This window comes from Corallococcus silvisoli (assembly GCF_009909145.1).
GTDB lineage: Bacteria > Myxococcota > Myxococcia > Myxococcales > Myxococcaceae > Corallococcus > Corallococcus silvisoli.
This window is the reverse complement of record NZ_JAAAPJ010000006.1, coordinates 157,112-174,982: the sequence shown is the minus strand read 5'-3', so window position 1 is coordinate 174,982 and position 17,871 is coordinate 157,112. Positions and strand designations below refer to the sequence as shown.

The 17,871-nt window shown below is 72.4% G+C and carries 14 protein-coding genes and 1 tRNA gene; 5 read left to right on the top strand and 10 right to left on the bottom strand.

Annotated elements, in window-relative coordinates; translation table 11 throughout:
• Window positions 1–30 precede the first annotated feature (30 nt).
• From GTY96_RS12350 to GTY96_RS12335, 4 genes are all read right to left on the bottom strand, one after another.
• Complete coding sequence (locus GTY96_RS12350) at window positions 31–561, bottom strand: non-proteolytic archaemetzincin-like protein (RefSeq protein ID WP_143906354.1); 531 nt, start codon at window positions 559–561, stop codon at window positions 31–33.
• Window positions 562–617: 56 nt separating this feature from the next.
• Window positions 618–691, bottom strand: a tRNA-Gln gene (locus GTY96_RS12345).
• Window positions 692–859: 168 nt separating this feature from the next.
• Entirely contained in the window at window positions 860–2,017 is a 1,158-nt protein-coding gene (locus tag GTY96_RS12340) for an RtcB family protein (RefSeq protein WP_143906356.1), read from the bottom strand.
• Entirely contained in the window at window positions 2,014–2,433 is a 420-nt protein-coding gene (locus GTY96_RS12335; RefSeq protein WP_143906358.1) for a ribosome-binding factor A, read from the bottom strand. The genes GTY96_RS12340 and GTY96_RS12335 overlap by 4 nt, the downstream gene beginning before the upstream one ends.
• A 455-nt stretch (window positions 2,434–2,888) precedes the next feature.
• Here GTY96_RS12335 and GTY96_RS12330 point away from each other — a divergent pair, with 455 nt between their 5' ends.
• Both GTY96_RS12330 and GTY96_RS12325 read left to right on the top strand, forming a co-directional pair.
• The gene (locus GTY96_RS12330; protein WP_143906360.1) at window positions 2,889–4,280 is read left to right on the top strand and encodes a dihydrolipoyl dehydrogenase family protein; all 1,392 of its coding nucleotides are present in this window, start codon (window positions 2,889–2,891) and stop codon (window positions 4,278–4,280) included.
• Between the two features lie 61 nt (window positions 4,281–4,341).
• Window positions 4,342–5,559, top strand: coding sequence for a glycosyltransferase family 87 protein (locus tag GTY96_RS12325; RefSeq protein WP_201756024.1), 1,218 nt, complete (start codon window positions 4,342–4,344; stop codon window positions 5,557–5,559).
• A gap of 189 nt (window positions 5,560–5,748) precedes the next feature.
• On the opposite strand, the gene GTY96_RS12320 is transcribed toward GTY96_RS12325, so the two are convergent.
• The 3 genes from GTY96_RS12320 to GTY96_RS12310 form a co-directional block, all read right to left on the bottom strand.
• Window positions 5,749–6,246 (bottom strand): hypothetical protein, encoded by a 498-nt coding sequence (locus GTY96_RS12320; RefSeq protein WP_143906362.1) that lies wholly within the window; start codon window positions 6,244–6,246, stop codon window positions 5,749–5,751.
• Between the two features lie 122 nt (window positions 6,247–6,368).
• Window positions 6,369–7,490, bottom strand: coding sequence for a metallophosphoesterase family protein (locus GTY96_RS12315; protein WP_255442749.1), 1,122 nt, complete (start codon window positions 7,488–7,490; stop codon window positions 6,369–6,371).
• Window positions 7,487–8,896 carry a hypothetical protein gene (locus GTY96_RS12310; RefSeq protein WP_328700844.1) on the bottom strand — a complete coding sequence of 470 codons (1,410 nt, stop codon included), beginning with the start codon at window positions 8,894–8,896 and terminating at the stop codon, window positions 7,487–7,489. Before GTY96_RS12310 ends, GTY96_RS12315 begins: the two co-directional genes overlap by 4 nt.
• 299 nt (window positions 8,897–9,195) lie before the next feature.
• Between GTY96_RS12310 and GTY96_RS12305 the strand changes: the two genes are divergently transcribed.
• Window positions 9,196–12,039, top strand: a complete 2,844-nt coding sequence (locus GTY96_RS12305; RefSeq protein ID WP_143906364.1) for a serine/threonine-protein kinase — start codon at window positions 9,196–9,198, stop codon at window positions 12,037–12,039.
• Between the two features lie 162 nt (window positions 12,040–12,201).
• Entirely contained in the window at window positions 12,202–12,759 is a 558-nt protein-coding gene (locus GTY96_RS12300) for a hypothetical protein (RefSeq protein WP_161664815.1), read from the top strand.
• A 142-nt stretch (window positions 12,760–12,901) separates the two neighbouring features.
• On the opposite strand, the gene gyrB is transcribed toward GTY96_RS12300, so the two are convergent.
• Complete coding sequence (gyrB, locus tag GTY96_RS12295; RefSeq protein ID WP_143906368.1) at window positions 12,902–15,355, bottom strand: DNA topoisomerase (ATP-hydrolyzing) subunit B; 2,454 nt, start codon at window positions 15,353–15,355, stop codon at window positions 12,902–12,904.
• Between the two features lie 121 nt (window positions 15,356–15,476).
• Complete coding sequence (locus GTY96_RS12290) at window positions 15,477–15,932, bottom strand: hypothetical protein (RefSeq protein ID WP_161664813.1); 456 nt, start codon at window positions 15,930–15,932, stop codon at window positions 15,477–15,479.
• A 106-nt stretch (window positions 15,933–16,038) separates the two neighbouring features.
• Between GTY96_RS12290 and GTY96_RS12285 the strand changes: the two genes are divergently transcribed.
• Window positions 16,039–16,791 (top strand): GNAT family N-acetyltransferase, encoded by a 753-nt coding sequence (locus GTY96_RS12285; RefSeq protein ID WP_143906372.1) that lies wholly within the window; start codon window positions 16,039–16,041, stop codon window positions 16,789–16,791.
• A 257-nt stretch (window positions 16,792–17,048) separates the two neighbouring features.
• Here GTY96_RS12285 and GTY96_RS12280 read toward each other — a convergent pair whose 3' ends face one another.
• Complete coding sequence (locus tag GTY96_RS12280; protein WP_143906374.1) at window positions 17,049–17,867, bottom strand: helix-turn-helix domain-containing protein; 819 nt, start codon at window positions 17,865–17,867, stop codon at window positions 17,049–17,051.
• Window positions 17,868–17,871 lie beyond the last annotated feature (4 nt).

Below are 17,871 nucleotides of genomic sequence, written 5' to 3'. Positions count from 1 at the left end.
AGGAGGCATTCACGCGCCCCCTCACGCGCCTCAGCGGTTGAGCCGGTTCAGCTCGTTGCGACAGACATTGCAGGGGCCCAGCGACTTGCGGTCGATGTCCTGCGGAGCCTGCGGGAAGAACATCACGCACCGGGAGTCCTCGCAGTAGGACAGGCCGATGAGGTGTCCCACCTGGTGCACCGCCTCCACCTGCACGCGGCGGCGCAGCGCCTCACCCTCCGCGCCCTGGCGCAGCCGGTACACGCTCAGCACCGCGACGTTCGACTCCCGGTCCGCCTGGCCAAAGACGAAGGGCGAGTCCGGTTCGAACAGGTCCGCGTCCGTCACGCCCATCACCAGGTCCTGGGGCGCGTCCTCCAGCACCGTTCCCAGCCGCCGCATGATGGCGTTGCAGTGGTACTGGCTCCGGTCCTTGTTGAAGGCGTAGGCAGGGGACGACAGCACCGTCCTGCTCACGACCGCGCTGACGCCCAGGTGCGTCGCCAGCGGTTCCTGCACGGCGTTCACGAGCGCGGACGGCGGACCGCCCACGGTGACCAGCAGGAGCGTCTTCTGCGGCATCAGCCCACCGCCTTCTACCTCCGGACGGACGTTGACCGCGTCCCCCCGGAGCGGAGTGGCTGGGGCGCAAGGATTCGAACCTTGATAATCAGAGTCAAAGTCTGACGTCCTGCCATTAGACGACGCCCCAGCAGGTTCGCACGCGTACTCGTGGGCCGATACTACGGCATCTCGACGTGCGCGGGAACCCACTCTGACGATGGGCCCCGTTCGCCGTGGAGTGCGGGGTGGATCACCGCCACCCAGGCGGGGGTCCGGCCGGGGGACCGGCTGTCATCCACCCGACAGGCCCCACCCCTCAGCCCTTCAGCACGGCCAGGGGCGTGAGCCGGACGCGGGGCGTCACGAGGTCCGCCTGGTCCTCCAGCACCTCGGTGAGGTCCCGGTAGGCGGTGGGGGCCTCCTCCACCAGGGCCCGGGTCCGGCCCGGGTCGAAGACCACGCGACGCAGGGCGTGGACCAGCGCCTCCGGGCGGATGCGGGTCCGCGCCTCGGTGCGGGTGAGCACCCGGCCCGCGCCATGCGAGCAGGAGCGGAAGGCGCGCGGTTCGCCCCGGCCCTCGACGAGGGAGGAGGCCGTGCCCATGGAGCCGGGGATGAGCCCCCGGGCCCCCGCGTCCAGCCCCACCGCTCCTTTGCGGTGCACCCAGAGCACCCGGCCGAAGTGCGGCTCGGAGGCGACGTGGTTGTGGTGCACGTCCACGGTGCTCTCCGTGTCCGGGGACACGCCCAGCAGGTCCCCCAGCACGGCCAGCGCCCGGGCGGCGAGCGCGTCCCGGTTGGCGCGGGCGAAGCGGCAGGCCCACTCCATGTCGTTCACGCAGGCCTGGCCCGCCTCGGTGTCGGTGTGAAGGGCGGGCGGAGTGCCCTCGCCGAGCGCCTCCGCCACGCGCTGGTGGTGCTCGCCCACGGCGGCCCCCACGCCCCGCGACCCGGAGTGGATGAGCAGCCAGAGGTCGCCCGCCCCGTCCCGGTCCAGCTCCAGGAAGTGGTTGCCGCCCCCGAGCGTGCCCAGGTGTCGCGGGGCCAGCCGCTCCCAGACATGGACGAGCTTCTGGGTGGACAGCGGCGGGGCTTCCAGTCCGGGCGGTGGTGGCAGGCCCCGGCCCCGGTGCACCGCGTCCCCCACCGGGATGACCCGGGAGAGCTGGGAGAGCAGCCGCTCCAGGTCCGCGCGCGACAGCGACGCGGCGGGGAAGGCGAAGCGGTGCGCGCTCACGCCGCAGCCCAGGTCATTGCCCAACGCGCCGGGGACGACGTGGGCTTGCGTGGCGAAGACGGTGCCCACCGCCACGCCCGACGCCAGGTGCACGTCCGGCATCACCGCCACGTGCTCCGTGACGTAGGGCTGCGCGGCGAGCCGCTGGAGCTGCTTCAGCGCCGCCAGGGGAACCGCGCGGGCCCAGGCGAGGAGGGGCACGGCGCCCGGTGGGGCTTCGAGGATGCGGGGCATCATGCGTCACCCCCATCCCCGTCCCCGTCCTCGGGCTCGGGCTCCATGCGCGGGGCGGTGCCCATGAGCACGAAGCGCAGGTGCGGGGTGCGCTTGAGGTTCAGGTGCTGCGCGAGCCGCGAGCGCAGGTAGCCCTCCGCGCGGAGCAGCGCCTCCTTCACGTCGGCGGGTGCGGCGGCATCGTGCGACAGCGTGTAGCCGATGCGCGCGATGCGGCCTTCGGGGGACAGCTCGAACGACGTGAGCGCGACGCCTTCGAGCCGTGGGTCGGACAGCTCGCCACGGAAGAGCAGGGAGACTTCTTCGGAGAGGGTGGATTGGACGCGCAGGTGACGCGCGGAGGGCGCTTCGGAGTGGAACAGCGAGGAGCCCGAACGCCGGGACGGCGCGCGGGAACGGCGATGCCTGGATGAGGACATGAGCGAAGACGGATTCCTGTCGGCCGCGTCCACGTGCTCGCGAGGAGCCGGGACCTGGCCGGGATGTGCACGCGGGAGCCGCCGCGCGGACACGCCGTCAGCGATTCACGACAGGCTGTCCCCACGCATCCACGGCGGCGCTCCAGATGGCGCCGCCTTCGGGCGGGGATGGGACACTGCCGGTGAGGCTAGACGCGCGACCGCGCGGAGCGAACCGAGACACCCTTGGCGACACGTCCCATGGCACACCTCCCGCCGCGCGTTCTCCGCGCGGACCGCTCGTCCGGACGCTCGAAACCCCACGCATCCGGCCGTGCCCCGACGGCGGGGGCCTCCGGGCCCTGACAGCGGGGGCTGTCCTCTTGTGACCAGCCGCTCTTTCCACCAGCCGACTCGGGCGGCCAGTGCGATTGGCGGCGGGCCCTTCCGTGACCAAGCAGGAGGCGGGAGGCTTCATGGCCGAGACTTTCGACGTGGTGGTGATCGGGGCAGGTCCTACGGGGGAGAACGCGGGTGCGCGTGCCGCGGCGGGGGGCTTGAAGGTCGCGCTGGTGGAGCACGAGCTCGTGGGCGGCGAGTGTTCCTACTGGGCCTGCATGCCCAGCAAGGCGCTGCTGCACCCCAGCGAGACGCTGTGGATGGCACAGCACACGCCCGGCTTGCGCGAGCTCATCCAGGGCCCGCTCAAGGCGGAGGCGGTGCTCAAGCACCGCGACAAGATGGTGTCCGGCTACGACGACAAGTCCCAGGTGAAGTGGGCGGAGGGGGCGAAGCTCCACGTGATGCGCGGCCATGGCCGGCTCACCGGCCCGCGCAAGGTGAGCGTGACGGGCAAGGACGGGAAGGTGCGCGAGCTGGAGGCGAAGCGGGCCGTCGTGGTCGCCACGGGCAGCAAGCCGCGCCTGCCGGAGACCGCGGGCCTGAGGGAGTCCAAGCCCTGGGACAACCGCGAGGGCACCGGCGCCAAGGCGGTCCCGGGCCGGCTGGTGGTGCTGGGCGGTGGCGTGGAGGCGGTGGAGCTGGCGCAGGCGTGGCGCGAGCTGGGCTCGGAGGTGACGCTGGTGCAGCGCGGGCCCCGGCTGCTCAAGCGCTTCGAGCCCTTCGTGGGCGAGCAGGTGGCGCAGGCGCTGCGCGACTCCGGCGTGCGCGTGCTGCTGGAGACGCAGGCGACCAAGGTGCAGCGCTCCGGCGAGAAGGGCGAGTTCACCGTGACGCTGACGGGCGGCGACACGCTGCGCGCGGACGCGCTGCTCGTGGCCATGGGCCGCACCGCGCGCACGGACGACCTGGGCGTGGAGACGGTGGGCCTCAAGCCCGGCGCGACCATCGAAGTGGATGAGCAGCTGCGCGCGAAGGGCGTGGACGGCGACTGGCTGTACGCCTGCGGCGACGTGAACGGCCGCAACATGCTCACGCACATGGGCAAGTACCAGGCGCGACAGGTGGGCGACATCCTCCTGGGCAAGCCCGCGAAGACGTGGGCGGACACCCGGGCCACGCCGCAGGTCGTCTTCACGCACCCGCAGGTGGCCAGCGTGGGCCTCACCGAGGAGAAGGCACGCAAGGAGGGCGTGCCGGTGAAGACGGTGCAGTACGAGCTGGGGGACGTGGCCGGCACGGCCGTGATGGGCGAGGACTTCAAGGGCACCGCGAAGCTGGTGGTGGACGAGAAGCGCCGGGTCATCGTGGGCGCTACGTTCACCGGCCCGGGCGTGGGGGAGATGCTCCACGCGGCCACCGTCGCCGTCGCGGGCGAGGTGCCGCTGGACACGCTCTGGCACGCGGTGCCGTCGTACCCCACCATGAGCGAGGTGTGGCTGCGGCTGCTCGAAGCCTACGGCCTGTGATTGCGGCGGGGCGCCCCCGCGTGGAATGGTGCGCGCCCCACCCCGCACCCGCTGACCGTGAATGAGCACCGCTGACCTGCCGCTCCACCGCGCGTCCCGGAAGGTGGAGTGGGCCCTGTTGGCGGTGCTCGCCGTGGCGGCCGTGGCCGTGGGACAGCACCCCCGGCGCGGCGCGGACTTCCGCGTCTACCTCACCGCCGCCGAGCGCTTCCGCGAGGGCTCCGACCTCTACCGCGCCGAGGACGGCACCATGCCGTTCAAGTACGCGCCCGTCACCGCGCCCCTCTTCCTGCCCTTCACCGCCCTGCCCCCGCGCGCCGCCGTGGCGCTGTGGAACCTGGGCTCCGTGCTCGCGCTGGCCGCCGTGTCCGTGCTCACCCGCCGCGCCGCGCCCGCGCCCGGAGAGGCCGCGCCGTGGCCCTGGGCGCCCGTGCTGGCCACCGCCGCCCTGCTGCCCGCGTTCTCCTTCGAGATCTTCTACGGCCAGGTGGACGCCGTGCTGCTGGGGCTGCTGGTCTTCGCCGCCGTGGGCGCGGAGCGCGGCCGCGCGTGGGGCCCGGGCGCCGCCTTCGCCGTCGCGTGCCTGCTCAAGCCTCCGGCCGCGCTGCTGGGCCTGTTCTTCCTGGCGCGCAGGCACTGGCGCGTGGTGGGGACCACCGCCCTCCTCGGCGTCCTCCTGGTCTTCCCCACGCTGGGCCGCTACGGGTGGGCGGGTACCGTGTCACAGGTGCGTGACTGGACGGACATCCTGGCCCGCACCACGCCCCCGTGGGCGCTGGGGCACAACCCCCAGGGCCTGCCCACGCTGCTGCTGTCGCTGGTGCTGCCCGCGGAGTCGCTGCCCCCCGCGGGCGCGATGACGCTGGCGCAGGCGGTGGCGCTGGGGCTGTTCGTCGCGGCGCTCCTGTGGGCGCGACCCGGCCCCGTGGAGCTGCTCGCGTTCTGCTGCCTGGGCGTGACGCTCCTGTCACCGCTGGCGTGGCGCGCGAACTATCTGCTCGCGTGGCCGGTGATCCGCTGCGCGCTGGAGGGGCGCTCCCGCGGGGGCATGGTGGGCGTGGCCGCGGTGGCGCTCATCGGCATGGTCGTCTCGGACACGGTCCTGGGTGCGGAGCTGACCCGGCGGGTGCTGCTCTTCCGGCCGTTCGCGGTCGTGTATTCGGCGCTGCTGATCATCCTGTTGTCGCAGACACGGCGTCGGGGAGCGCCCACGGCCCTGCTTTCCGACGGAGCCCTGACGCACCTGCCGCGTGGATTGCGGGACGCCCGCGGTTCGTGACCCCATCAAGACTCGGCCGGAGGCGAAGTGTCACGGCAACTGAACCTTCGCGACACGTGGCGTCGCTATATGCGGCCCCGTCGTGTTCGAGACGTTCGACAGCGCTCCCGAAGGACTAGCCACTCGGAGAGCGCGGACCGCGTGCTCCCGGTCGCCGTACCGGGGGCACGCGGTCTTCTTCTTGCGGGCCTAGGACGGGAAGCCCGCGGACGCCTCTTCCTGCGCGGCGTCCGAGGTGTTGCCGCCCTCCGTGAAGAGCGAGGCCACCGGGCGCAGCTTGGGGGGACGGCCACGGCGGCGCGGGGCGTTGTCGTCGTTGCCCGCCGTCGCGCCCAGGGGCTCCACCGCGGACGGCCCCGACTTGCGCACCGGACGCGGCAGGTGGATGGCCTCCAGCTTCCCGCCCAGCTCCGCGTCGTCCTCCGCGAACACCTTCGCGTACGCCAGCGCCCGCTGGCCCTTCTGGAGCAGCGACTCCTGGCTCTCGTTCAGCGCCTGCCTCGCCGCGTCCAGCGCCGCCTGCGCCCGGGCCACCGCCTCCGCCTTCTCCCGCACATGCGCGGCGGCCTCTCCCAGCACCGCCGTGTCCACGTCCGGGAACTTCACGTCCGCCAGGTCCGTGGCGAACAGCTCGAGCAGCGCGCGCAGCGCGGGGGAGATGGAATCGTTCTCGGGGGAATCGAACATGGGCAGGCCTCCTCACAAGGCGTTGAGGCCGCCTATCTGCCCAGATGTTCAGTGGTCTTTCAAGGGGGTCCTCGCGCGGGCCGGAAAGTCGGCCCCGCTTGCATCGTCAAGACCCGCGCGGATCAATCCACCCGCACCAGCCCCACCTCGCGCACCCCCACCGATGGATCCACGTCCACCGCCAGGAAGTGCCGGCCCACCCCGTCGAAGCGCTCCGGGATCGCCCCGCCCCCTCCGGAGATGAACGCCGGGATGCCCGCGTTGGAGAACGAATAGTAGGAGTGGATGTGGCCGTAGAGCGTCAGGTCCACGCCCGCCCTCGCCATCTTCCCCACCAGCCCCGCCGCCTCGTTGCGCACGGCGAAGCCGCCGCCCCGGACGCCGATCGGATCCAGGGGCGGGATGTGCATCGCCACCACGTGCACCGCGTCGCGCGCCTCCTCCAGCCACCCGTCCAGCGCCTCCTCCGCCAGCGGATCCACCGTGCTGCTGCCGGAGTCCACCAGGCTGAAGTGCACGCCCCGGAAGACGAAGTGCTGGCTGCCCCGCCCCACCAGCCGCTGGTACTCGCGCGCGTCGTCGGTGAAGGTCTCGTGGTTGCCCAGCGTGGCGTACAGCGGGATGCGCGAGTCCGCCTCCAGCCGCTGCTGGAACTCCTCCAACTGCTCCCGCGTCCCGTACTCCGTCAGGTCGCCCGCGAAGAAGATGAAGCGCAGCGTGGGGTCCTCGTTCAGCCGCGCGTAGATGTCCCCCACCTTCGACAGCGCCTCCTGCACGTCCGCCAGCGCGGCGAAGCGGAACGGCTCGCGCGTGTCCCAGTCCGGCGGCGCCACCGTCAGCCGGGCGGACGTCCCCGGCGCGAGCGCCACCCGCCACGCCTTCACCGTGGGGTGCGCGTCCGGCAGGGCCACCACCGCCAGGGGCGTGCCCGACGCGTCCACCGCCTCCAGCAGCGCACCCGGCATCGCGTTGTGCACCGTGAACAGCCAGTCCGCGCGCGCCTGCGCGCCCGCGTTGACGCGCACCGTGAACACCGGCGCCTGTCCCCACAGCTCCAGCGTCCCCGACGCCAGCGTCCGCACCGACGCGAGCCCGCCCTCCACCTCCACCGTCAGCGCGTCGCCCTCGGCCTGGCCCACGCGCGTGTCTCGCACCGCGCGGTCCTCGCCGGGCCGCATGCAGCCCGAAGACAGCAGCGCCGCCGCCAGTCCCACCGCGCCCAGCGCACGAACCCCGCCGCTCACGTGTCACCTCCCACCGCGTACAACAACGACACCCGCCCCATCAGCGCGCCGCCCACCTGCGCCTCCGCCGCCACGCCCCAGCGCTCCGTCAGCAGCACGCGGCCCCTCGCGCCGAACGAGCCCACCACGCCGCCGCCCCGGCCGCGCATGCCGCCCACCAGCCCGTCCTTGCGGTGGTCGTAGAAGAGCACCGCCTCGCCCTTCAGCGGCCCGCCGCGCCCCAGCCACACGCCATAGCCGAACGTGTAGAGCAGCTGCCCGTACAGGTTGTCGTCGTCCACGCGCCCCGGATAGCTGTAGCCCTGGAGCGACAGGCCCACGCTCCCCTCCACGAACGAGCCCATGAACCTGGGACCGAAGCGCTCCATCGCGTAGCGGCCCCGGAGCGCCACCTCCCCGCCGCCCAGCGTGAAGCCCTCCGTCGGGTAGCGGTGGTACGTCGCGAAGCCCTCCACCTCCAGCGCGGTCCCATCCCCCAGCCCCGGCGTCCGCTCCGGCGCGCCCCACAGCCGGTACGCCGCGCCCGCGCGGATCAGCGTGTTGCCATCGTCCGGCGCCAGCCGCGCGGACGCCTCCAGCCGCACCGCCGACAGCCGCGCCACCGCGCCCAGCGCGAAGAAGTTCCGGTAGTCCGCCGACACGTCGTGCACGTACTGGTAGCCCAGGTCGAACTCCAACGGCGGCAGCGTGTCCGGCACCTGCCCGGGGTCGAACGCGGGGGAGATGACCGCGTACAGGTTCGCCAGCATCGACAGCGAGAACACCCCCGCGCCCGTCAGCGCCACCGCGTACAGCGGCCCCACCGTCCTGCGCGACGCGCCCGTCAGCGCCAGGGGCACCACCCCCGCCGCCAGCAACCCCAGCCCCGTGGCCTCCGCCACGAAGAGGCCCCGCGCCGTCTGACCATCCCCCGCCGTCCACGCCCCCAGCCCGTGCAGCACCAACCCGGGCACCACCGCCACCACCACCGGCACCGCCTTGAACGGCGGCCTCGGCGCGTCCTCCACCAGCCGCGTCCGGGGAGCCGACACGCGGCGCCCCGGGGGCCCCGGCGCGTCGTCCGTCTCCGCGTCCGGCGCCACCACCGGACCGGACTCCGCCGCGGACGCCATGGGCACCGGCCGTGGCCCCTCCTCCGTCAGCACCCGGGCCATCACCTCCGGCGGCACCCCGGAGGCGTTCGCGCCCCGGCGCGGCGGCGCGGCGCGGGGCACGTCACCGCCGCCCAGCTCGGGACCGCTCGCCAGCAGGTCGAACGCGGACGGCCACCCGTCCCCGTCCTGCGCCCACGCGGCCCCCGAGGCCAGCACCAGCCCCAGCACCACCGCGAAGGTGGCCCGCGCACTCCACACCGGGCGCCCATGCCCCATGGCCGTCGTCTCGCTTCCCTGGGAGCGGCCTTCCACCACCCCCATCCCACGGCCCGAGGCCCGGAATGGCGCAGGTGATAACGCCGCCCCCCGCACGCACGTCACGAACCCGCGTGAAGAAGTGTGAACCGCCCCAGCAGTCCCCCTCACACCCGCCCCGCCGAGACCCTGGGCGTCGTGTCCGTTCCGAGGGTCTTCCTGACCCACCAGGCTGCCTGCCACACCGGGACAGCACCCGGAGCGAAATCTTCGCATGCCATGCGAGCGCGTCCGGGACTTTCGATGGAAGGCGAGTATGCTCGGGCTTTCCCCTTTACCGGCACGCCTCCCCGCCCGTGGCAGAACCCAGTCCCCAGCAATTCGGCAAGTACGTCCTCGTCTCCAAGATTGCCGCTGGGGGCATGGCCGTCACGTACCGCGCACGCCTGACCGGTGCCGCTGGCGTCACCAAGCCATGCGTCATCAAGCAGATCCTCCCGCACTTCGTGGACGACCACGACTTCGTGGAGATGTTCATCAGCGAAGCGCGCGTCGCGGCCGGCCTCACGCACGGCAACATCGCGCAGATCTTCGACTTCGGTGAGGTGGAGGGGCAGTACTTCATCGCCATGGAGCTGGTGCATGGCCAGCCCCTGTCGAAGGTGCTGCGCCGCGCGGCGCGCGCCGGGGTGGGCTTCCTGCCCCAGCCGCTGGCGCTGCACATCGCCAGCAAGCTGTGCGAGGGCCTGGACTACGCGCACCGCCACGTGGGCGAGGACGGCCAGACGCTGGGCCTGGTCCACCGCGACGTGTCCCCCGACAACGTCCTCATCTCCTACGAGGGCGAGGTCAAGGTCATCGACTTCGGCATCGCCAAGGCCACGAGCGCGGTGGAGGCCAAGACGTCGCCGGGCACGCTCAAGGGCAAGTACCCGTACTTCTCCCCGGAGCAGGCCCAGGGGCGGCAGGACCTGGACGCGCGCACGGACGTGTACGCCGCGGGCATCGTCCTCTACGAGATGCTGTGCGGCCGGCGCCCCTTCGAGGGCGAGTTCGTCACGGTGCTGCCCCGCATCATCCAGGGCGACTGCCTGCCGCCGTCCGCCATCAACCCGTCCATTGGCGAGGACCTGGAGAGCATCGTCGCGCACGCGATGGCGGTGGACCGCGAGGCGCGCTACCAGACGGCGAAGGACCTGAGCGAGTCGCTGGTGGAGATGCTCTACCGCGACACGCCGCGCTTCACGCCCACGATGCTGAGCCAGCTCATGACGTACCTCTTCGCGGAGGAGCTGGCTGGCGAGGGACGCAAGGTGGAGCTGCCGCCCACCTTCAAGGATCAGCTGGCCGCGTGGCAGACGCCGTCGTCGGAGCCGTCCCAGGGCCGCGCGCGCCTGCCTTCCAGCAACGGCCGCCCCTCCAGCCCCGGCGTGGTCCGCCCCTCCAGCCCTGGCGTGACCCGTCCGTCCAGCCCCGGCGTCTCCCGCCCGTCCAGCCCCGGCGTGCGCGCCCCCGGCAGCGATGCCGGCCAGCGCCCCGCGAGCGAAGGTGGCGCGCGCCGCTCCTCCACTTCCAGCTCCAACCAGGCCACCACGGTGCGCCGCAGCACCACCGGCGTGCGCCGGGTGACGGCGGGCGGTACCCGGGAGACCACCGGCACCGGCAAGCGCCCCCTGCCCCCCGAGCTGCCCCCGGAGCCGGACACCGACTCCGGGACGGAGCCCACGGCGATGCCGCGGGCGCTGCCCACGTTCGCGGCCCCGCGTGACACGCCGGTGGAGACAGCCGTCGCGCCGGAGCCGCCAGCGCCGCCGGAGCGCGAGGCCCCCCGGGCGCGCACCTCCGCGGACGACGCCCGCGACAAGCTGGCCGCCGAGGCCGCCGAGCGCGAGCGCAAGCGCCTGAAGCAGGTGCGCCTGCTGAGCATGGTCGTGTTCAGCGTCACCGCCGTGGTCGTGCTGATCGGCCTGCTGGTGCACTTCCTGTCCCCGCCGGAGGTCGTCGAGGGCGAGGGAGAGCCCGTCGTCCTGTGGCTCACCTCCAAGCCGGAAGGGGCCTCCATCGTCGTCAACGGCCGGCCCGTGGGGAACACGCCCAGCCGCGTCATCGGCGCGGAGCAGAAGACGTCCCATACCATCGTCATCACCAAGCCGGGCTACCGCGCCTGGACGCGGCGCTTCACGCCCAACCAGCCGGAGGTGCACCTCAAGGCGGAGCTGGAGGTGGCGCCCGGCACCACCCAGATGGCGTCGGAGATCCCCACCACCGCCGTCGACGCCGGAGCGCCGGCCGCGGACTCGGGGAGCGCCGCCGTCGCCGCCGCGGGCGTGCCCGGGGACGACGCGGGCACCGCCGGGCCCCAGGACGACGGCGGCAGCGCCGCCGTCGCGAGCGCCGAGGCGCAGGGCGACGCGGGCGCCGGGACGGAGCCGGCGGAGAGCGACGCGGACCACGCGATGCGGATCGTGGACTACCCCACGCGCCTGCTGGTGCTGCGGCCCATGTACAACGCGCTGCCGCTGTCGGAGTACCCGACGGCCACCATCGACGTGTCGCCCGGGGCCGCCTATTCGGTGTGGACCGACGGCAGCGCGGCGCTGGCGGACGGCGACGGCACCACGTCCGGCACGCTCGTCTACTACGCGGAAGGGGACGTCGCGGCCGACGCCGCCGTGGGCTTCATCAACAGCTCCCCTCGCACCATCAAGGGCGCGAAGAAGCTCCACTTCTTCGCGCTGGATGACACCGGCCCCGAGGACAACCGCGGCGCCATCCGCGTGCACCTGCGGCAGTCCGCGTACATCCCGCCGCGCTCGGTGCTGTTCGAGCCGGAGAAGAACGCCCTCCAGGTGAAGCCGCGGCACCAGATGCTGCTGCGCGGCCTCAACCCCAAGTCCACCTACCTCTTCACCGTGCGCGACGACTTCGCCGAGGTGCGGCCCGGCGCCCTGGGCCGCGTGCACACGGTGCTGTGCGTGGAGAAGGGCCCCAAGGCGGAGTCCGTGCGCAGCACGCACCGCCTGTTCGAGACGGGCAAGCGCTACCAGGTGACGGGCGTGAACGACCTGCGCTGCGTCTTCCCGGACCTGCACCTGGGGGACAACCAGGGCGCGCTCGACTTCGACATCGTCGACGTGACGAACATGTCCCGCAAGGAGCGCGCGGAGGCGCTGCGCGGCGCCCGAAGCTCCGAACGGTAGACGCCCGCGCGGCGGCGGCCGGGCCTCCCAGACTCCCTCCGGAGGACTGACGGGCAGGCGAGCCCCCGCCCCACACCGGGCGTCACCCTGACGCGCTGCTCCCGCGGGCATGGGCAGTGGCTACCCTCACGGACATCCACTTCTTCTTCACGGAGTCCGTCCATGACGCCTGTGCTGTCGTCCACCGGCCTGGTGCTGCACAACCTGGGGCTCGCGGCCGGGTTCGGTGGCTCGCTCTTCGGGAAGCTGGCCCTCAACCCCGCGGTGCGGGGGGTGGGCTCGCAGGAGGAGCGGGGCCGGGTGGTGAACGCCGCCTGGAACGGCTTCAACGTCATCAACGCGGCGTCGGTGGGGGTGGCGGCCCTCACCTGGCTGGTGGGCCGCTCGCGGCTGACGGGCCGGGAGATTGACGGCACCACGCGCCGGCTGGTGCTCGCCAAGGACCTGCTGCTGGGCGCCACCGTGGCGCTGGGCGCGGCCAACATCCTCGGTGGGGCCTCCCTGGCGAAGCAGGCCCCCGAGGGCGCCGTCCCCGTGGAGATGGGGCTGAAGCCCACGGTGCGCACACCGGAGAAGGCCGCGCGGACGATGCAGGCGCTGGACGTGGGCGGCGTCGTGAACCTCTTCACCCTGGCGGGCGTCATCGGCGTCACCGCCTTGCTGAACATGCGCGCGGGCAGCTCGTGGCGCTGGGCGGGGGTCTCCAGGTTCCTTCCGTAAGGGCTCACGGGGGCCGCCGCTCGCGCGGCCCGGCTCGACAAGGATGGGAAGGGCACGTGGGCGCGGAGCCGGAAAACGGCACCGGGCCCACGGGTCTTTGACCCGGGGCCCGGCGTGGGACTTCAGGGGCGCGCGGTGGACCTCAGATGTCCAGGTTCTGCACGTCCAGCGCGTTGCGCTCGATGAACTCGCGGCGGGGCTCCACCGCCTCGCCCATCAGCAGCGAGAAGATGTCGTCGCTCTCCACCGCGTCCTCCACCCGCACCTGGAGCAGCGTGCGCGTGGTGGGGTTCATGGTGGTCTCCCAGAGCTGCTCCGGGTTCATCTCTCCCAGACCCTTGTAGCGCTGCAAGCCCAGGCCCTTCTGCGCGTCCTTGCGGACCGCGGCCAGCACCTCCTGCACGGAGAACGCCGTCACCTCGCCCGCGTCCACCTGCACGCGGTAGGGCGCCCGGCCCAGCGAGTGGAAGGCCTCCCGCAGGGAGACGAGCTCCAGGTACTCCGGCGACGACAGGTACGCGTGGTCGAAGACGGACTCGCGCATGGAGCCGTTCACGTCCGTGGTGACGACCAGCCGCCGGGCCTGGTTCTCCGCGTCCTGCTCCAGCCGCGTGGCCAGCCGGCCCACCACCTCCGGCATGCGCCGCTGGCAGTACTCGCGCATCGCCGTCAGCTCCACCTCCACCGCCGAGTCGTCCACCAGCGACGCCGCGCGCAGGTTCGTCGCCTGCACCAGCGCGTCCACGATGCGCGCGTCGCGGCGCTTGGCCTGCTTCTCCAGCCGCTCCTCGTAGGTGATGACCTTCTCCAGGAGCGCCTTGAACTCCGCGCCGCCCAGCTCACCGGCGGGCGTCTTCACCCGGCAGTGCTCCGCGGCGATGCGCAGCAGGTACTCATTGAGCGCGCGCTCGTCCTTGACGTAGCTGTCCTTCTTGTTGCGCGTGACTTTGTAGAGCGGCGGCTGCGCGATGTAGACGTAGCCCCGGTCGATGAGCTCGCGCATCTGCCGGTAGAAGAACGTGAGCAGCAGCGTGCGGATGTGGCTGCCGTCCACGTCCGCGTCCGTCATCAGGATGATGCGGTGGTAGCGCGCCTTCTCCGGGTCGTAGTCCTCCGCCCCGATGCCCGTGCCCAGCGCGGTGATGAGCGTGACGATTTCGGCGCTGGTCAGCATCTTCTCGAAGCGCGCCTTCTCCACGTTCAGGATCTTCCCGCGCAAGGGGAGGATGGCCTGGTTGCGCCGGTCCCGGCCCTGCTTGGCGGAGCCACCTGCGGAGTCGCCCTCCACGATGTACAGCTCGCTCTCATGCGGGTCGCGGCTCTGGCAGTCCGCGAGCTTGCCGGGCAGACCGCCGCCGTCGAGCACGCCCTTGCGGCGCACCGTCTCACGGGCCTTGCGGGCCGCGATGCGCGCGCGGCACGCGTCGCCAATCTTCACGACGACCTTCTTCGCGAGCGGCGGGTTCTCCTCCAGGAAGGTGGCGAGCTGGTCGTTCACCATCTGCTCGACCAGGCCCTTCACCTCGCTGTTGCCCAGCTTCGTCTTCGTCTGGCCCTCGAACTGGGGGTTGGAGAGCTTCACGGAGATGACCGCGGACAGGCCTTCGCGCGCGTCCTCGCCGGTGGGCGTCTCCTTCAGGTCCTTCCAGAGGCCGCCCTTCTCCGCGTAGCTGTTGAGCGTGCGCGTGAGCGCGGCCTTGAAGCCGGACAGGTGGCTGCCACCCTCGTGGGTGTTGATGTTGTTGGCGAAGGTGAAGATGCGCTCGTCGTAGCCATCGTTCCACTGCATGGCGATCTCCAGCGACACGCCCTCGCGCTCCGACTTGATGTAGACGGGCTTGTCGTGCAGCGCTTCCTTCGCCTTGTTGAGGTACTCCACGAAGGAGGAGATGCCGCCGTCGAACTTGAAGTCGTGCTCCTTCTGGGTGCGCTCGTCGCGGATGGTGATGTGCAGGCCCGCGTTGAGGAACGCCAGCTCGCGCAGGCGCTGGCTGAGCGTCTCGAAGTTGAAGTCCACCGTCTCCATCACCTGGGTGTCCGGCTTGAAGTGGATCAACGTCCCGGGCTTGTCGGTGACGCCCACCTCCTGCGGAGACCCGTTGGCGACGCCGCGCGCGTACGACTGCTCGTAGACCTTGCCGGCGCGCTGGACGCGGACCTTGAACCACTCCGACAGGAAGTTCACGCACGTGACGCCCACGCCGTGCAGGCCGCCGGACACCTTGTACGCGCCGTTGCCGAACTTGCTGCCGGCGTGCAGCTCCGTGAGCACGACCTCCAGCGTGTCCTTGCCCTTGAACTTGGGGTCGGGGTGCGGGCCCACGGGGATGCCGCGGCCGTTGTCCTGGACGCTGAGCGAGCCGTCCACGTGGATGATGACGTCGATGTCCGTGCAGTGGCCGGCCAGGGCCTCGTCCACCGAGTTGTCGACGACCTCGTAGACCAGCTTGTGCAGGCCGTAGGTCATCGTGTCGCCGATGTACATGCCAGGGCGCTTGCGGACGGCCTCCAGCCCTTCGAGCTTGGTGATGCTGTCCGTCCCATACTCGGCGGGCGGCGCGGCCAGCGCGGCGCCGGTAGCGGGGGTCTTTTCCATGTGAAGCGTGTCCTTGGGAAAGGCTGCCGTTGCGACAGGGCTGAGCCTGTTGTGCCTACCACCACCGGGCATCCCGAACAAGGTCCGGGAGCCCGCGCAAGGCTGCGGAAAGATTCAAGAATCAGGCGTCGAAACGCGAGGGCGGGAGGCGGTCCTCCAGCGCCGCGATCAACTCTTCATAAACAGCCTTGCGGGCGAAAAGATGTCGTGTGACGAGCACCCTTCCCTCTTCCTTGAGGAACAGGCCCAGCACGCTCCCCTTGCGGCCGACCCGGCGGACGGAATCAATCTGTCCCCAGGGCAGCTCCAGCGGCTGACCGCTGAAGGGCCGGGCCACTCGCACGCCCGTGCTGTCCAGGGTGACGCCCCACTCCGCGCGAGGGCGGAGGCGGTGGCGGGACACCAGGAAGGTCAGCATCAGGCCGGCGCTGATGCCGGCCCGCGCCATGGCGACCAGCCCCCCGCCGCCCCGGAAGTCCGCCAGGGCCCAGGCGGTGAGGACCGCCAGGAGGCACGCGCCCAGGAAGAGGGCGATTCGGGTGGGACGCGGATCGAACGAAAAGAAGCGCGGGGTCATAAGCAGGCGTGGGGTGGAAACCTAACCCCCTGGCGTCCGGTACGCGCGCCCTTTCCTCCGAGGCTGTTCTTTGGCTGTCGCCCCCGCGTCTAGGCTGCCGGCCCGCATGACGGATGCCGAACTCACCTCGCGATTGCACACCAACCTCATCACCTTCAAGCGCCTGCAGGCCGAGCGCGACTCGCTGCGCCACCTGCGGCTCCCCGGCGTGGACGCGTTCGCGCTGCCGGCCTACCAGGACGCGCACTTCCAGCAGGTCCTCTTCGCCCACGAGGACGCGCTGGCCCAGGCGCTGCCCGCCATCACGGACTTCTACCGGGGCCTGGGCCTGTCGCGCTGGCGCGTCACCCTGACGCCAGGGCAGCGGGACGCGACGCGGGTGCTGGGCGCCGCGGGCTACCGTCCGGACTTCACCGTGGTGGCCATGGGCGCCTGGCTGCAGGAGCTGCCAGACGCGGAGCCTGGGGTGCCGGTGGAGTCCGCGGACGGCCTGGACGACCTGGTGGAGATCAACGTCCAGGCCTACGGCCCGGAGTGGCGGGACATCCTCTCCGTGTGGCAGCGGCCCCCCCGGCTGCCGGTGCACACGGTGGTGGCGCGCGAGGCCGGCAGGGCCCTGTCCTGCGGGCTGGCGGTGGACGTGGCGGACACGGCGGGCGTGTATCTGGTGGCCACCCATCCGGAGGCGCGGGGCCTGGGGCTGGCGTCCGCGGTGATGCGCGGGCTCATCTCCGGGGCGCGCGGGCGCGGGTGCACCGCGACGGTGCTCCAGTCCACCCCGGCGGGCCTGCACGTCTACCGGAACCTGGGCTACCGAGACATCGGGCTCTGGGAGCACTGGGTGCCCCCGGGGCGCTGAGCCACCACCGCCTGACTCCCGCCCGGGCGCGACCTGTGTTCCGCCCGGCGCGGCGCTTCTGGATCCTCCAGGAGCTCGGGCACCCGCTGGGGCGGTCCTCCAGCCGCCCAGCGCGGCGCGTCTGGCGCCTCCAGCACTTGCGCTCCGAGGCTCCTCCGGCCCTCGCGCCGAGGCTCCTCCGGCTCTCGCGCGCCGAGGCGCCTCCAGCACTTGCGCTGAGGCTCTTCCAGCACTCGCGCCGAGGCTCTTCCAGCATCTCAGCGCAGCGCTTCCAGCTCCTCCAGCGTCTCCAGCACCCGTTGGGGCTCCTCCGCGCCGTGGAGCCGGTCCGCCAGCCCGCGCCCCGCGAGCCGGGCCACGTGCGCCAGCCGCATCAGCCTGGCGCGGCCCACGTGGCCGTCCACCAGCGCCACCACCAGCCGCAGGGGCTGGCCGTCCGGGGCGTCCACCTTCAGGGGCCGGGCCAGCGTCACCAGCGCCGCCACCGGGGCCGCGCCGGCCACGAACGCGTGAGGCACCGCCACGCCGTTGCCCACCTGGGAGGGGGCCTCGCCCTCGCGCTGCCGCAGGCCCTCCGCGAGCGCCGCCGCGTCCACCCCTGGCAACGCCGACGCCAGCCGGCCAGCCGCCACGTCGAGCGCGTCCTCGTAGTCCCCGCAACTCAGCTGCACCACCACCCGCTCCGCGCACAGCAGCGGTCCCAGGGGCGGCACGGGTTCGTCGCCGCGCACCTCGCGCAGGGGGAACTCCGCGTCCAGGAAGGCCCGCACGCGCGCCAGCTGCGCGCCGGTGAGCTTCCGTCGCGCGATGTCCAACAGCAGCGTCCCCGCGGCGGGCACGTCCTCCAGGTAGCCCGCGACGTACGGGCTCACCCGGTTGGCCACGTCCATCAGCAGCGCCGGGGGTACGTCCAGCTCCCGGGCGATGGCCGTCAGCCGCTCCTGCGTGGGCGGCGCGTCCACGCCGTTCTCCACCCGGCTCAGGTACGCGCTCGACACGCCAATGCGACGCGCCAGGTCGCGCAGGGACAGGCCCGCGTCGACGCGCAAGAGGCGCAGTGTGGCTCCCAGGTGCACGGCG

Excerpts from the sequence above, each read along its gene's own strand:
- GTY96_RS12335 (WP_143906358.1), bottom strand. The coding sequence starts at position 2,433 with ATGTCCTCATCCAGGCATCGCCGTTCCCGCGCGCCGTCCCGGCGTTCG.
- GTY96_RS12320 (WP_143906362.1), bottom strand. The coding sequence starts at position 6,246 with ATGTTCGATTCCCCCGAGAACGATTCCATCTCCCCCGCGCTGCGCGCG.
- gyrB (WP_143906368.1), bottom strand. The coding sequence starts at position 15,355 with ATGGAAAAGACCCCCGCTACCGGCGCCGCGCTGGCCGCGCCGCCCGCC.
- GTY96_RS12325 (WP_201756024.1), top strand. The coding sequence starts at position 4,342 with ATGAGCACCGCTGACCTGCCGCTCCACCGCGCGTCCCGGAAGGTGGAG.
- GTY96_RS12330 (WP_143906360.1), top strand. The coding sequence starts at position 2,889 with ATGGCCGAGACTTTCGACGTGGTGGTGATCGGGGCAGGTCCTACGGGG.
- GTY96_RS12340 (WP_143906356.1), bottom strand. The coding sequence starts at position 2,017 with ATGATGCCCCGCATCCTCGAAGCCCCACCGGGCGCCGTGCCCCTCCTC.
- GTY96_RS12285 (WP_143906372.1), top strand. The coding sequence starts at position 16,039 with ATGACGGATGCCGAACTCACCTCGCGATTGCACACCAACCTCATCACC.
- GTY96_RS12350 (WP_143906354.1), bottom strand. The coding sequence starts at position 561 with ATGCCGCAGAAGACGCTCCTGCTGGTCACCGTGGGCGGTCCGCCGTCC.
- GTY96_RS12300 (WP_161664815.1), top strand. The coding sequence starts at position 12,202 with ATGACGCCTGTGCTGTCGTCCACCGGCCTGGTGCTGCACAACCTGGGG.
- GTY96_RS12290 (WP_161664813.1), bottom strand. The coding sequence starts at position 15,932 with ATGACCCCGCGCTTCTTTTCGTTCGATCCGCGTCCCACCCGAATCGCC.